Source organism: Actinoplanes subglobosus (assembly GCF_042650585.1).
GTDB lineage: Bacteria > Actinomycetota > Actinomycetes > Mycobacteriales > Micromonosporaceae > Actinoplanes > Actinoplanes subglobosus.
Map to the genome: position 1 here is coordinate 213,775 of NZ_JBHSBL010000021.1, position 14,252 is coordinate 228,026.

A 14,252-nucleotide genomic window follows, 5' to 3' on the forward strand; every position below is an offset into this window, starting at 1 on the left:
GCGCGACGGGATATCGGGGTGCGGGGCACGATGGGCGTGCCCCGCACCCGGCTCACGTGTCGCAGATGACGCCGTTGCGGTCGGGGTCGAGCCCCTGCCGGTCCTTGGCGACCACCTTGACGTCCCGGTAGCCGTGATCGCGCAGCCACGCGCACTTGTCGGTGACACCGGCCGGGAACCGCACCGGGATGCAGTGCGCGATGGTGCCGTAGTTACGGTCGCAGCCGTCGACCGCCGCCGGCACCTTGACCGGAGCCGTCGGCTTGCGCTTGGCCTTCTGCCGGGTCACGCCCGGCTGCGCGGCGAAGGTCTGCACGAACGGCGCCGGGGCGGCATGCCTCCCCGGCCTGGCGGGCGCTGTCGTGGCCTCGGTCCGGGCAGCCGCTGCCGCCTTGCCGGGAGCCTGTGCGGCGGGGGACGGGCTGACCGGCGGGGCGGGCGACAGCGTCTGCCGCACGGCGACCTCGGTGGCGCCCGGGCCGAACGTGGCAGGCTCCGGCTGCTGGGTGACCGCCCAGGTCACGCCACCCACCAGGGAGACGGCGGCCAGGCTCAGCGCGGCGATACGTGTCCGGTTCATCCGATCTTCACCCACTTCGCAACCGACGGTACGCCGTTGGTGCCGACCACGAACAGCATGTACCAGCCCGGCGGCGCCAGGTTGGGATTGCTGGTCAGGTTGAGGCTGATCGAGTTGCCGTTGACCGTCATCGGCAGGTCGACGAACCGCTGGTTCGGGTCGCTGGAGTGGGTCACTGCCGCCGGGCGGATCAGCTCGGCCTTGAGCACCGGCCCGTCCACGGTGATCGTGTTCGAGCTGCCGTAGGCCCAGTTCGCCGTGGACAGCCCGGTGATCTGCGGCCGGGCACCCTTGAACAGGTACGGCGGCGAGTAGACCGACACCCGCATGTCGAACGTGCCGTTGCCGGGGTTGTCGCCGACCGCCATGACACGGCCGTCGGGCAGCAGGAACGCCGACGAGTGGTAGCCGCGCGGCACCGGGTCGGTGGCCATCCCGGCGGTGAACGTGTTGGTGGCCGGGTCGTACATGGACGCCTCGTAGACGGGATCGGCCCGGTTGTGCAGCGCGCCACCGGTCTCGAAGACCTTGCCGTCCGGGAGCAGGACCGCGGAGACGTACATCTTGCCCTGGGCTCCGGTCTGCGGAACGCCGCCGGTCATCGTGCCCTGCGGGATCTGCGGGCCGGCGGTGTAGGCCGGGGTCGCCTGCTTCAGGTCGATCAGGTCGGTGAGCCGGTGCGCGTCCGGGTTGGTCTCGTTGTTGCCGCCGCCCAGGGTGAGGACCTTCTGGTCCTGGGCGGGCGGCAGCAGGACGCTCATCGACTGGTCCCGCTCGTCCTTCTTGCGCAGGCCGTTGACCGGGGTGATGGTCGCACTGTCGTAGTCGTAGATCGAGGCGCCGGAGCCCGGCAGGCCGTTGCCGAAGACGTGGCTGCCGGTGTAGAAGAGCCGCCCGTCCTGCATCAGGATCATCGACGGGTAGAGGCCCCAGAAGCTCCACGTCTGCTTCGCCTCGCCGACGCCGAGCCAGCGGCCCTCCGACTCGTCGAAGTACTGGGTGAGCACCGTGCCGCTGGAGTCCTCACCGAGGCCGCCGAGACTGACCACGTCGCCGTTGCCCATGATCGTCGCCGACGGGTACCAGCTGCCACCGGTCATGTCGTTGACCCGCTGGTAGGCGTTCGTGACCGGGTCGAAGATGTACGAGTTCTTCAACCCCTTGTAGCCGTGGCTGCCGTCCGCGGCCGAGTAGTCCTTGTTGCCGCCCATGACCAGGATCCGGCCGTCCTTGAGCTGCACGTGACCGGCGCAGAACAGGTCGTCCGGGGTGGGCACCGCGGTGAACGTGCCGGAGCCGGGCCGGTAGATCGCGGTCTTGAAGGACTTGGCGGTGAAGGCCTCCGGGTCGTTGCCGGAGCCGGCGATCAGTAGTACGTCTCCGTTGCGCAGCACCACGGCGTGGATGGCCCGGACCGTCGACGGGAACGGCATGACCTGCCAGTCGCCCTTGACACACTTGTCGCCGGCGCTGCACGAGGTGCCCGGCACCGTCTGGGTGGCGTCGACCATGGTGTAGTCGTCGGTCTTCAGGGTGCCGTTGCCGTAGATGGTGACGCCCCACACGATCTGGTCGGTGTTCGCCGGGATCTGCGGGGTCCGGACGGTCTGCCGGGTCCACGCCGTGGCGACCGGAAGGACGGCCAGGTCGGTCCAGTACACCCAGCCCTGGGCGACGTCGTGCCGGAACATGGTCATCACCGTGTTCGGCGTGGACGTCTTGTACCAGGCCGACAGGTCGTACTGGTGGCCCGGTGTGACGTTCGGCGCGCACGAGGTGTCCTCGAGCATCATCGCCTTGCGATCGCCCTCACCGGCGTTCGTCAGGGTGACCGACATCGACCGGGCTCCGCTGTGCGCGTCGCTGCTGATCTCGAAGGTGTGGCCGTTGTTGCCGTAGCCGGACTTCTCCCAGCAGACCGGGAATCCGTCCGGGGCCATCGACTCCAGGCCCGGGTTGGCGATCAGATTGGCGCCGGCCGAGGCCGGGCGTTCCGGCAGGGCCAGGAACAGCAGGAGCGACAGCACCAGCAACTGGGCTATGTGGAGCCGGTTGCGCCGGCTCATCACGGGACGTGACGGTGTCATGACTTCTTCCCGGCCAGGTAGATCAGCCTGTCGGAGACGAGGAAACGGATGACGAAGGAGGCGACGAGGGTCAGCAGATTGCCGGCCAGGACGCCCAGGCTCAGGCCGCTGACCAGCACCGTCAGCAGTGGGATGCGCAGGACCAGGTCGGCGTTGCCCACCAGGAAGAACCGGCTGAATCGGCTGAGCGGGCCACGGTTGCGGTGCTTGCGGTAGAGCAGCGTGTCGGTGAGGACGAAATTCCAGATCACCGCGACGACGTTGGCCATCACCGCGGCGGCCGTGTAGTGGACTTCGGTGAGGTGCAGCAGTGCCCACAGCACGGCCTGGTTGGGCAGCAGACCGGAGATCCCGATCAGGGCGAACGCCAGCATCCGCAGCCGCCCCGGACCGAATCGGAGGCCGCCGAGATGTTTCAGGAACCGGATGCCCTCGGCGGCGGTCGACTTCGACTCGCCGGCATGACGGGCCTGGAACCCGTAGGGCACCTCGACGATCCGGCCGGGGCGGTTACGGACGATCAGCTCCAGCAGGATCTTGTAGCCGAGCGGCCGGAGTTCGGCGGCGTCAAGCGAACTGGCGCGGATCGCGAACAGGCCGCTCATCGGATCGCTGACCGACAGCAGACTGTTCCGGAACAGTGTCTTGACCAGCAGCGTCGAGCCGCGGGACACCAGTCTGCGGTATCCGTCGGCCAGGCCGCCGGTGTCGCCGCCGTGCGCGTACCGGCTGCCGACGACCAGGTCGGCACCGTCGCGCAGGCCGGCCGCGATCAGGTCCGGCACGACCTCGGGCGGGTGCTGGAGGTCGGCGTCCATCACGACGATCCATTCGCCACGGGCGAGGCGCATGCCCTCGACCACGGCGCCGCCGAGCCCGCCGGCGCCGTTCTCCCGGTGATGGACGGTGATCGCCATCGGGAAGTCCCGTGCGGCCTCCTCGATCACGGCCGGGGTGTCGTCGGTGCTGTCGTCGACGAACACGATCTCGGTGTCGTCGTGCGGCAGTGCGGCGGCGAGCCGTTCCAGCAGCGCGGGGACGTTGTCTCGCTCGTTGTAGGTCGGCACGATGACGCTCTGCAGCAGCGTGGAGGGCCGCGGGCCCACTCCGATCTCGCCGGGCAGCACCGCCCGGGTGCGCCCGGAGCCGCGGTACCGCTCCAGCGACAGCGTCTTCTCACCGGGCGTGACGGTGGCCTGGTGCGGCGTTCCGACGGCCGCCCGGCCCTGTGCCTGGGTGGTCATGGGTTCTCCTTGTTGATCCGGCGGATCTCGATGCGGCCTTCGCCCTCGCCGAAGCCGGCGGCCACCGTCGAGTTCGTCAGCAGGGTGTTCACCAGGGGCAGCGACTTCGAGTCACCGCGCAGCGCGGGTGTCGAGACCAGATAGTCGACGTCGCGCCACCCGTTCGGCAGCCGGGCCGCGACCTCCGGGTCCAGGTCGAGTTTGTAGAACCAGATGGTCCGGTCCGGCTGGTAACCGGCGTCGACGCACTCCAGCCACAGCACGTCGTCGAGCACGATCGTGGTGTTCGGGTGGTCCGGCACCTCGTCGCGCAGGAAGCGGGCGGCGGCGACGTATCCGTCGTGATAGTCGGCGGTCAGCGCCACCTGGTTGCCGGCCCACCAGCGCGGCGCGACGAACGACGCGGCGAACACCACGAGCACGGCCGGCACCGCAAGGCGCAACAGCCGCTGCCGGGCCGATGTCAGCCGGACCGTCAGGTCGAGCACTCCGCCGACGGCGATCGCGAAGAACGGCAGGACCTGGACCACGTACATCACCGGCAGGTGGCCGCTGGGCCGGCAGGCGATCAGCACGAGGATCGCGCCGGCGACGGCCGGCGGGCGCAGGCGACGCACGAACAGGCACACGACGGTCGCGGCCAGACCACCGATCAGCAGGTACGGGTCGTGGTCGAGCCAGGACCCGACCAGGTTCGCGGCGATCGACCCGTCGGTGAAGACGCTGCCGCTGCCGGCCCGGGAGCCCAGCTGGAACTGCCAGGCGCCGATCAGCGACACGTGGTCGGAGCCGGGGAAGAGCTCGCCGCGCAGCAGCGCGTACAGCGGGTAGAAGGCGCCGACGAGGACCAGCCCGCTGGTGTAACCGCCGACCGCCCAGGACCGCGTGGAACTGCGGGCGGTGTGCTGCCAGAGCGCCAGCACCACCGCGGGCAGCGTCACCAGCATGGTCTCCTTGCTCAGCACCGCGATCGCGGTGGCGGCACCGGCGCCGGTGAAGTGCCACAGGTTCCGCCGCGGCGACAGCACCAGGGCGAGGGCGGCGAGCATCCACACCACCGCGAACGTGTCCAGGTAGACGCCGCGGTACATGACGACGGTGATCGGCGACAGGCCGAAGACGAGCAGCGCGGCGGCGGAGGACCAGACGGCCATCCCGAGGCGCCGGCAGATCACGTAGACGAGCAGTACGACGGCGGCGATCACCGGGAGCATGGCCATCCGGCCGGTGGTGGCGACCGTCGAGCCCTCCGCACCGTACAGTTCGGGGATCCAGGACAGCCCGGCCAACTGGATCCAGGCCAGCGGTGGATGGTCGTACCAGTAGGTGTAGTGGGCCAGGCCGTGCCCGTTGGCCACCGCCCAGGCCTGGGCGAGGTAGGTGCCCTCGTCGTCGTTGACCATCGGATAACCGCTGATGTTGACGCCCAGGACGGTGAGCACCAGGGTGGTCAGGGCGCCGGCCAGGAGGCCCTCGCCACCGAGGAGCGCGGGTCGCCGTACCGCCGAGGGGGGTTGCTCGTGATCGGTCGCCGGCACTCGCGGCCGGGTGGTCTCGACGGCTGTGCCTCGCGCCTTGGGGATGAGCGCGGTCGAGGTGGTCTGCTGGGGTTCGCTGGTGGTCGTCATGCGGCACCGGCCTCGGCGTTGGCGTTCTGGAGATGGGCCCCGACATGCGTCGTCAGCTCCCAGTCGCGGCGCCCGCTGTACTCGCGCCAGACCGCGCGCAACGCGGCGACGCTGAGCAGCAGTGCGTACGGGAGGGCGCCGATCAGCAGCCAGGCGTAGTGCAGCGGCCTGATCCGCAGGCGGTACTGCTTGCCGAAGTCGCGGAGGCCGATGGTCTGGAAGACGATGTTGGCGGCCATCGGCACGAACGGGACGAAGGTCGCCAGCGCGATGCCGACCGGCAGATCGGCGAGGACCCCGACCGCGATGCCGATCGGGATCGCCACACCGGAGAAGGCCTGGAGGAACGGGCCGGTGAGGGTGTACCGGGCCAGTACCCGCTGGCGCAACGGCAGCCGCCGCCACTCCCCCTTGCGCAGCACCTGGAGGAAGCCCTGGTTCCAGCGGGTGCGCTGCTTGAGCAGGCTGCCGATGGTGTCCGGGGTCTCCTCGCGGGTGACCAGTGACGCCTCGTAGGCGACGACCACCTTGGCGCCCCGGCTGGACAGCCGCACGCCCAGGTCGCAGTCCTCGGCCAGGCAGGTGCCGTCCCAGCCGTTGGCGGTGCGCAGCACGTCGGTACGGACGAAGACCGTGTTGCCGCCGAGCGGGATGAAGCCCTTGTCCGCGTGCAGGTGCAACCGGCTGCGGAACCAGAAGAAGTACTCCAGGCAGTTGTGCAGGCTGTACCAGCTGGAGTGGAAGTTGATCAGCTGCACGCCGCCCTGGACGACGTCCGCGCCGGTGGACCGGAACGCGTGGTCGACGTGTTCGAGCAGATCCGGGTGGACCTGGTCCTCGGCGTCGAAGACACCGACCACGTCGCCGCGCACGTACGGCAGCGCGGTGTTGAGGGCACGGGGCTTGTTCTTCACCTCGTTGTGGTCGGTGACGACGAGCACCCGGCCGGGCGTGCGCTCCGCGGCGGCGTGCGCCACCGCGGCGGTGTCCGGGTCGTCGTGGCCGACGATCACGATGATCTCGTAGCCCTGATGGGTGGAGCGGAGCAGCCGGTCGATGGTGTGCTCCAGCACGGCCTGCTCGTGCCGGGCCGGCACGAGCAGGGAGAAGGTCAGCCGGTGGTCACCGTCCGGCTCCGCGAAGCGGGTCGCGGCCAGGGTCTCCGGGGTCCGCCACGCGTGCATCGTCCACCAGAGGGTCACCGCCGCGAACGTGGCGAGCACGACGGAAATAAGAATCATGACGGCGGCAGCCAAGGTCGTCGCCTTTCAGCAATGAGGGAATACGCCACCAGAAATGGAGCGCGCCGACCATATCGCGATCGGCGGCGTTCCATTCAAGTCGATCTCACCGATTCCCGCTTTCCGGTGAGTTGTTTCGAATATGTTTCTCGGAAACAGCGGTCGGATCGGCGACAATTGTCATTGCCAAAAACACGCGCAGGTACGAAAAATAGCCCGGCGCAAGGTTTCGCGTGCGACCGGGCAGCGGGCCGCATGACCCGCTGAAAGAAGATAAGACACGTCGGCTCTTTCTCGCGTCACGCGTCCGGGGGAATAACCCAGGAGCTTTTCGAGAAATGCGTCATGCGTCCGATTTGCCGCCATTGCGACATCTGGATGTCTTGATCGCGATAGTCACTGGGCGCCCTTGATCAACCGGAGCATGATGGTCCGCGTCCCTCTTCTCTTTGGAGCAAAAGATGCTGGACTCAACGGTTCGCCGACGGTCACTCTTCGCTGTCGGCGGCGCCCTCGCCGGATCGATCGCACTCGCTCCGGCCGCCCAGGCCGCGCACTCCGCGGGCACCCCTCATTCCCCGGGCACCACCCTGGAACAGCTCCTGGCCGGCAACCGCCGGTTCGTCACCGGCCACGGCCGGCACCCGCACCAGTCCCCGGCCCGGATCCGGGAGATCGCCGCCGGCCAGCACCCGTTCGCCGTCATCCTCGGCTGCGCGGACTCCCGGGTCGCCCCGGAGGTCCTCTTCGACCAGGGCGTCGGTGACCTCTTCGACAACCGGGTGGCCGGCAACATCGTCGACGACCTGCTGCTCGGCAGCATCGAGTACGCCGTCGAGGAGTTCGCCCCGCCGGTGATCATGGTCCTCGGGCACGAGCGCTGCGGCGCCGTGTCGGCCACCATCAACGCCATCAGGAGCGGCGCCGAGGTCCCCGGGCACATCGCGGCCATCGTGGAAGCACTGACCCCGATCGTCGAGCCGTTCGTCGACGACCCGGACGGCGTCGAGAAGGCGGTCCGGGCCAACATCCGGGCCCAGGTCTCGGCTCTGGTCACCCGCAGTGAGATCGTCGCGCACAGTGGCGCGCAGGTGGTCGGTGCTCGTTACGACCTGGACACCGGCACGGTCACGGTGCTGTAGAAGGTCTCCGCCTCGCAGAGGCCGGTCAGGGCCAGCGCCTGACGCACGTGGCCGGCCGCATTGACGATGTCGTAACCGTGGCCGCCCCGCAGGGCGCGGGTGTAGCCGATCAGCAGCAACTCGATGCATTCGCTGCCGATCGTCTCCACCCGCGCCATGTCGACGATCACACCGTGGCCGCGGCGGCCGGAGGCGAAGGCGTCACGCATGGCGGCGCGCAGGACCCGGTGGGCATCCCGGTCGAAGGCGCCGATGAGATGAAGGTGGACGGTCGAACCCGTACGGTGGTTCGTACGGTCGATCTCGTAACGCGGGTCGGTCATACCTGAAGTCGTACCCGCGAAATGTGTCCGGGAGCCGAAATCCGGATGACACGGTGACCGAGCCAACAATGGTGAACCTCAGAACGGCACACAGACCAGCTCACTGTAAAGAAGGTCGATCCGGTCCGGTTCCAGGGTGTCACTACGGAACATCCGGCGCCGGTCGGTGGGCACCCGGACCGCGCCGCGCGGACGGAACCCGGCGACCCGCGGTTCCAGCAACGTGGCCGGAATCCGGTACCGGACCAGCAGGTGACCGGTGAAGGGCCGGAACATCCGGCGGAACACCACCGGGTCACCGACGTGCACCACCGAGGCGAACCAGGGCAGATTCCGCGGACGGTCGTGCCGGAACACCACGTGACAGACACCGGACCGGTCGGCCAGGACCACGTGCCGGGCCGCCAGCGCGTCCCGATGGTCCAGATAGAGCTGCAGATCGTCGCCGGCGAGCAGGTCCTCGATACGCCGCGGATCCGACGTGACCACCCGCCCGGGCAACGGCACGAACGGCAGATTGGGTACGGCCACCAGTTCGCTGTCCAGATGGCGGAATCCGAGCCGCTCGTTCATGGCGATGACGCTGCCGCTCGGCGTCAGATCGGTGAAGTGATAGCCCTCCTGTCTCAGCAGGGCCCGCAGCAGTTTCACACTCAGCAGCCGGTATTGCGGAAGAACGCACCAGCCGCCCAGATTGCAGAACCGCTGCCGTGTCCCGCCGACCGTGCGCTCCGCGTAGAAGGCCAGATAGACGCCGACGACCACGCCGGCCGCGAGGAGCATGAAACCGTGGTTCGGCGCGGACGACTTCCACGGCGGGGTGAGCGCACGGGCCCACAGATCGACGCTGAGCCGGGAGTTCAGATGGGCGTTCAGGAAATGAGCGACCCGGGACACGTCGGCGGACGTGATCGGCAGGACCTGGACGTTCATCGAACCAGGATCCCAGCCGTCCCGGGTGCGCTCACAGTCGCAGAAGTCATGTCATAGATGAGACCGAATCACAAACCGGCCGCCCAGTTGAGCAATTCGGTGCGGGCCGCGGTCAGGGTCGCGGCCGGCACCGACGTCACGTCGGACGCGTTGACCACCAGCGCCACGTGCACCTTCCCGGCCGCCGACCCGGTCGCGTCGAGCAGCAGACGGCGGGCGGTGGTGGCACCCGCTTCGGTGGTCACCGCGACCGGTCCGCTCGCCGGCACCCCGGAGACGACCCCCAGATCGGACACCACGACGGTACGGGCGGACGGGAACGACCCGGGCAGATGCAGCTCGGTCGGGGCACCCGGTGGCGACGCCGGCTCCCGCCAGACCAGCACGCCGTACTGCCGGCCGGCGACCAGACCGGCGATCCCCGGCAACCGGGACGGGACGGTCAGCCACGCCTGCTGCCGGCCGGCTCCGGCGAACCCCTCCCGGGCCAGGTCCTCGTAGGCGAACGCCACGGTGGTCCCGGCCACCGCGCTCGGGAACAGCCGGTCCAGCACCCGCCGGTCCAGCCGCAGCGCCCCGTTCGCGATCACCGAGTGGTCCTCACCGTTCCAGGCGTCCCCGGTGGTCTGCACCTTGTCCGGGTTGAAGTTCATCAGCTCGCTGTGCCGCCCGCTGTAGACGTCCCAATGCCACTGGGTCGACGACAGCACCTGGCCGGAGCTCGCCGCACTGTTCCAGAACGACGCGCCGGACACCCGTGAGTCCAGGCCCTGATACATCGAACGGACCATCCACGGCGTACGGGAGCTGCTGCTCGTCCCGGACATCGCATTGCCGAACTCGGACACGAACGCGGTGGTCCCGAGTGCGGTGGCCCGGTCCCGGATCCGGTTCATCGCCGCGTTGTAGGTGCCGTCACCGGCCGCCGTCGGGTCGAGCGTCATCCGGCCGCCGTCGTAGTAGTGGCTGTTGAAGACGTACCGGGATCCGAGCTGCCCGGCCGTGGAGAGCCCGCCCTGCTCGAAGAACCCGGTGTTCCAGAAGACCAGCGGCTCGGCGTAGAGCGGCAGCGACGTCCAGCCGGTCGCGTCCATCACGGCCCGGAACCGCTGGTAGAACGGCACCAGATAGGTGGTCTCCCAGGTGGTGCCGGAGGCGCCGTCCAGCCCGCCGTCGAACGGCTCGTTGAACGGGTCGACACCCAGCATCATCGAGTAGTCGACACGGGACCGCAGGTGGGTGAGTGCGGCGCGGGCCTGCGCGAGGTAGGCGTCCTGCACCCCGTAGCGGTTGCGCCAGAAGTCGTACATCGCGGCCCGGATCGCGCCGTTGTTCATCATGTTCTGCCCCCACAGCAGGCAGATACCGCACGACTCGTCCGGATAGGTCCCGGCGTCGATCACCCACTTCGGCGCGCCGTCGCCGGTGTACCAGCTGTCCGGGTCGAACAGGTGCGACGAGTACAGGTCCTGGTGCCAGTCGAGCAGCACCCGGATACCCCGGTCGGTGAACTGGCGGATCTGGTCGGCAGCCCGGTCCAGGTAGGCGGTGTCGATCCGGTCCCGGGCCGGCTGCACCCCCTCCCAGCTGATCAGGAAGCGGATCGCGTTGGCGCCGGTGAGCTCGCGCATCTGAGTGGCCGCGGCCGCCGCGTCGGCGGTGCTGCGGAAGGGGAGGAGTCCGTTCTCGTACAGCTTCGTGCTGCCCGAGACGTTGAAGCCGCGCAGAACGATCTCGCGACCATGGGCGTCGGTGGGTACCGCGGCGGCGGCCGGCTTCACCGGCGCCACGATACCCGCCATCACCAGCAGAACTGCCAGGAAGAAGGCCCGCATGTATCGACGGTAATCACTTGTTCACAATCTGCCACCCGCTATGCCGGGCGCTGCGTATACAGACAACCCGACGTCTTGCCCAGCTTGCGCAGACCGGTCAGGTCACCGGCGCCCCACACCGCCTTCTTCGCGGTGATCGTGTGGTACATGATCTGGTTCTGGTCGTCCTGCGCCGGGTGCGCGAGACCGATCGCGTGACCGATCTCGTGCATCAGCACCGCGCCGGTCGTGCCGTTCCGGGACGCCCCGAAACCCCGGGCCAGCGACTTCACCGACGTCGCGTTCAGCACCACCGCGCCGGTCAGCATCATCAGCGCGTCACCACCGCCCGCCGTGTACGCGGTCTGCCACGAGCCACCGCCCATACCCAGCACCCGGGTCCCCGACGGCAGCCACTTGCTCTGCTTGCCCGGCGTCGCCCAGGCGATCACGATCTCGGTGCCGGACGGGTAGGTGCCCTTGTAACCCGACTTCGCCTGCGGGATCACATCGGTCGTCCCCGCATAGCGGAACGTCAGCCCGGTGGCCGCCGAGATCCGGCTGAACGCCGTCTTCACCTCAGCCAGCGAGTCCTTCGGCGCACGGTCCAGATTGACCCGGTAGTCGATGGCGCCGCCGCACGGATTCCAGCGGGCGATCAGGTCGGTGCCGTGCGACTGGCTCATGAAAGCGTAGGACTTCGCACTGCCGGCGGCCGCCAGGGCCACCCCGGGCTGAGCAGCCACCAGCGTCGAAACCGTGGCCAGCAGAAGGAGAAGGCGCTTCATGACCCATTCTGGGATCGTGCCGGGTGCTGTCCCGGGTGGACACCGGTTGCGGAACGGTTGCCACGGCGGTCAGCTCCGGACGTACCTCGGCGTCGGCTTCTTGTGCTGGTACAGACGGGCGTCGGCGATCGCGTACAGGCCGTCGAAATCCTCGCCGTCGACCCCGAGAACCGCGACACCGATGCTCGCACCGATCCGCGCGGCCAGCACCGTCCGCAGGTTGTCGGCCACGTCGAACGCGTCGCCGTCGGTCAGCAGCACCACGAACTCGTCGCCACCCAGCCGGCCCACGATGTCGTGCGGATGCACCTCGGACCGCAGCGTCGCCGCCACCCAGCGCAGCAACTCGTCACCCGCCGCATGCCCCTGCGCGTCATTGAGCAGCTTGAACCCGTCCAGGTCCAGCACCAGCAGCGCCGCACCACGGCCGGTCCGCCGGCTGTCCGCGACCTCCGCCGCGAACCGCTCCGCGAAACCCCGCCGGTTCAGCACGTCCGTCAGAACGTCCACCCGCGACAGACGCGTCAGCATCCGGCGCTGACCGGCCGCCGCCCGGCCCTGCAACGCGCACGCCGTCGCCGCGGCCGCCGTACCCAGCAGCTGCAACGTCACATACCACCCGCACAGGTCACCGACCTGGAGACCGACCAGCAGGTAGAGCCCACCCGCCGCCATCGCCACCGGGGCGGCCACCTCCGGCCGCATACCCAGCATCAACAACGGGATCGAGATCAGCACACCGATACCGAGCGGCTGATCCACACCACCGTCCAGCGTCGCTATCGCCGCACAACTCACGAAGGCGCTGAACGCGAACGCCAGCATCAACGGCCGGGCCAGGCGCGACCGGCTCAGCCAGTCGGCGCCCACGACCACCGCGAGACCGGTGAAGAAACCCCACAGCGACAGCGCCACCATGCCGGCCCGATGCTCGTGATCGTTGGCGACCAGCATGACGTAGACCAGCGCCACGCACGTCTGCGTCATCGACATCCAGCCCGGGTCGGCGATCGAGTGCCGCCGCCGCTCCCGCGCCTCCACCGCCGCGACCGGACCCGACGGCCGGACCCCGTCACGCGCCCCGGCCACCGCCTCGGCGGTCGGCGCACGGCGTACCCGGGCAGCTTTGTCCTGATAGAGCCGTTGGTCGGCAACGAGCAGAAGCCCCGCGAAGTCGCTCGCGTCGCCGGGGAACGTCGCCGCACCCAGACTCGCCGGCGAGCACACCCGCAGCCGTTCACGCAGCCGCTCCACCACGACCTCCGCGGCCTCCACGTCGGTGCCCGGCAGGAGCATCGCGAACTCGTCGCCACCCTGCCGGCCCACCGCGTCGTGCGCGCGCAGATCCGCCCGCAGCTCCTGCCCCGTCCAGGCCAGCAGCTCATCGCCGGCCCGGTGACCGTGGGTGTCGTTGACCTCCTTGAAATGGTCCAGGTCCAGCAGCACCAGCGTCACCGGCGTACCGGCACGCTCGGCGTCGGCCAGTTCGGCCGCCATCCGCTCGTCGAAACCACGCCGGTTCAGGCAACCGGTCAGCGGATCGGTGCGCGAACTGTCCGCCAGCCGCCGGCGCAACGACGCCAGAACCGCCGAATGCCGCAGACACAGATACGCGACGCAGGCGAAACCCAGGCCATGGACCAGCGGATAACCGGCCGGCGGGGTGTCACCGAAGACCATCAACGCGACGTACGCCGTGACGCCCAGACCCGCCGTGACCAGGAACGCCCGCGGCGGCACCACGATCGCCAGCAGCACCACCGACAGTGGAATGAACGTACCCAGCGGGCCGGCCACACCATCGTCCATGATCCCGAGGACCGCCGAACCGGCGAGGTTGACACCCGCCGCAGCCGACTGGATCCAGATCCACCACCGGGTCCGGGCGATCCGGCTCGCCGTCGTCCAGCCGAGCACCGCGAAGCCGACCATCACCGCCGACACCAGCAGCATCGGAAGACGGCCGGGAAGACCCCAGGTGCCGATCGCGTACGCCGCGGCCAGCACCGCCGGAACCGCCCCGTAGGCCGCCGACGCCCGCAACGACTGGCGACGGGACCGCTGGACGGTGCCGAGGGAATCGCGCTTCACGACACGGCACCTCCCAGGCTGAGCTCGACCCCGGCACCATCGGCGCCGCCCCAACCGCCTTGAGGTTTTCCTGAATCAGCCGCCGCCTCGCACCCGCCCGCCCCTCACCCACCCGCCCACCTCTCACCCGCCCGCCACTCACCCGCCCACCTCTCACCCGCCCGCCTCTCACCCGCCCGCCTCGCAACCGCCCGCCACTCACCCGCCCGCGCCACTCACCCGCCCACCTCTCACCCGCCCGCCACTCACCCGCCCGCCACTCACCCGCCCGCCACTCACCCGCCCGCCACTCACCCGCCCACCTCTCACCCGCCCGCCACTCACCCGCCCACCTCTCACCCGCCCGCCACTCACCCGCCCGCCACTCACCCGCCGCCTCGC

Annotated in this window: 11 protein-coding genes; 1 reads left to right on the top strand and 10 read right to left on the bottom strand. The window is 69.5% G+C overall.

The genetic code is table 11. The features are described 5' to 3' along the window. Nucleotides 1-52: 52 nt before the first annotated feature. The 5 genes from ACFO0C_RS32960 to ACFO0C_RS32980 are packed head-to-tail and all read right to left on the bottom strand — an operon-like array spanning nt 53 to nt 6,780. On the bottom strand, nt 53-580 hold the full coding sequence (locus ACFO0C_RS32960) for a hypothetical protein (protein WP_378070651.1): 528 nt from the start codon (nt 578-580) through the stop codon (nt 53-55). Continuing rightward, nucleotides 577-2,667 carry a galactose oxidase-like domain-containing protein gene (locus tag ACFO0C_RS32965; protein ID WP_378070652.1) on the bottom strand — a complete coding sequence of 697 codons (2,091 nt, stop codon included), beginning with the start codon at nt 2,665-2,667 and terminating at the stop codon, nt 577-579. The genes ACFO0C_RS32960 and ACFO0C_RS32965 overlap by 4 nt, the downstream gene beginning before the upstream one ends. Continuing rightward, complete coding sequence (locus ACFO0C_RS32970) at nt 2,664-3,911, bottom strand: glycosyltransferase (protein WP_378070653.1); 1,248 nt, start codon at nt 3,909-3,911, stop codon at nt 2,664-2,666. The genes ACFO0C_RS32965 and ACFO0C_RS32970 overlap by 4 nt, the downstream gene beginning before the upstream one ends. Continuing rightward, complete coding sequence (locus tag ACFO0C_RS32975; protein ID WP_378070654.1) at nt 3,908-5,539, bottom strand: ArnT family glycosyltransferase; 1,632 nt, start codon at nt 5,537-5,539, stop codon at nt 3,908-3,910. The genes ACFO0C_RS32970 and ACFO0C_RS32975 overlap by 4 nt, the downstream gene beginning before the upstream one ends. After that, complete coding sequence (locus ACFO0C_RS32980; RefSeq protein ID WP_378070655.1) at nt 5,536-6,780, bottom strand: glycosyltransferase; 1,245 nt, start codon at nt 6,778-6,780, stop codon at nt 5,536-5,538. The genes ACFO0C_RS32975 and ACFO0C_RS32980 overlap by 4 nt, the downstream gene beginning before the upstream one ends. Before the next feature lie 461 nt (nt 6,781-7,241). On the opposite strand from ACFO0C_RS32980, the gene ACFO0C_RS32985 reads away from it, so the two are divergent. After that, complete coding sequence (locus tag ACFO0C_RS32985) at nt 7,242-7,922, top strand: carbonic anhydrase (protein WP_378070656.1); 681 nt, start codon at nt 7,242-7,244, stop codon at nt 7,920-7,922. On the opposite strand, the gene ACFO0C_RS32990 is transcribed toward ACFO0C_RS32985, so the two are convergent. The 5 genes from ACFO0C_RS32990 to ACFO0C_RS33010 all read right to left on the bottom strand — a co-directional run bounded on the left by ACFO0C_RS32990 (nt 7,886) and on the right by ACFO0C_RS33010 (nt 13,871). Then, nucleotides 7,886-8,245, bottom strand: coding sequence for an STAS domain-containing protein (locus ACFO0C_RS32990; RefSeq protein WP_378070657.1), 360 nt, complete (start codon nt 8,243-8,245; stop codon nt 7,886-7,888). The genes ACFO0C_RS32985 and ACFO0C_RS32990 overlap by 37 nt on opposite strands. 78 nt (nt 8,246-8,323) lie before the next feature. Then, nucleotides 8,324-9,178 (bottom strand): hypothetical protein, encoded by an 855-nt coding sequence (locus ACFO0C_RS32995; RefSeq protein WP_378070658.1) that lies wholly within the window; start codon nt 9,176-9,178, stop codon nt 8,324-8,326. Nucleotides 9,179-9,246: 68 nt separating this feature from the next. Continuing rightward, the gene (locus ACFO0C_RS33000; RefSeq protein ID WP_378070659.1) at nt 9,247-11,013 is read right to left on the bottom strand and encodes a cellulase family glycosylhydrolase; all 1,767 of its coding nucleotides are present in this window, start codon (nt 11,011-11,013) and stop codon (nt 9,247-9,249) included. 38 nt (nt 11,014-11,051) lie between these two features. Beyond that, nucleotides 11,052-11,780 (bottom strand): matrixin family metalloprotease, encoded by a 729-nt coding sequence (locus ACFO0C_RS33005; protein WP_378070660.1) that lies wholly within the window; start codon nt 11,778-11,780, stop codon nt 11,052-11,054. A 69-nt stretch (nt 11,781-11,849) separates the two neighbouring features. After that, the gene (locus ACFO0C_RS33010; protein ID WP_378070661.1) at nt 11,850-13,871 is read right to left on the bottom strand and encodes a GGDEF domain-containing protein; all 2,022 of its coding nucleotides are present in this window, start codon (nt 13,869-13,871) and stop codon (nt 11,850-11,852) included. Nucleotides 13,872-14,252: the final 381 nt, after the last annotated feature.

Coding starts and splice junctions, on each gene's coding strand:
- ACFO0C_RS32960 (WP_378070651.1), bottom strand. CDS start 580: ATGAACCGGACACGTATCGCCGCGCTGAGCCTGGCCGCCGTCTCCCTG.
- ACFO0C_RS32965 (WP_378070652.1), bottom strand. CDS start 2,667: ATGACACCGTCACGTCCCGTGATGAGCCGGCGCAACCGGCTCCACATA.
- ACFO0C_RS32970 (WP_378070653.1), bottom strand. CDS start 3,911: ATGACCACCCAGGCACAGGGCCGGGCGGCCGTCGGAACGCCGCACCAG.
- ACFO0C_RS32975 (WP_378070654.1), bottom strand. CDS start 5,539: ATGACGACCACCAGCGAACCCCAGCAGACCACCTCGACCGCGCTCATC.
- ACFO0C_RS32980 (WP_378070655.1), bottom strand. CDS start 6,780: ATGATTCTTATTTCCGTCGTGCTCGCCACGTTCGCGGCGGTGACCCTC.
- ACFO0C_RS32985 (WP_378070656.1), top strand. CDS start 7,242: ATGCTGGACTCAACGGTTCGCCGACGGTCACTCTTCGCTGTCGGCGGC.
- ACFO0C_RS32990 (WP_378070657.1), bottom strand. CDS start 8,245: ATGACCGACCCGCGTTACGAGATCGACCGTACGAACCACCGTACGGGT.
- ACFO0C_RS32995 (WP_378070658.1), bottom strand. CDS start 9,178: ATGAACGTCCAGGTCCTGCCGATCACGTCCGCCGACGTGTCCCGGGTC.
- ACFO0C_RS33000 (WP_378070659.1), bottom strand. CDS start 11,013: ATGCGGGCCTTCTTCCTGGCAGTTCTGCTGGTGATGGCGGGTATCGTG.
- ACFO0C_RS33005 (WP_378070660.1), bottom strand. CDS start 11,780: ATGAAGCGCCTTCTCCTTCTGCTGGCCACGGTTTCGACGCTGGTGGCT.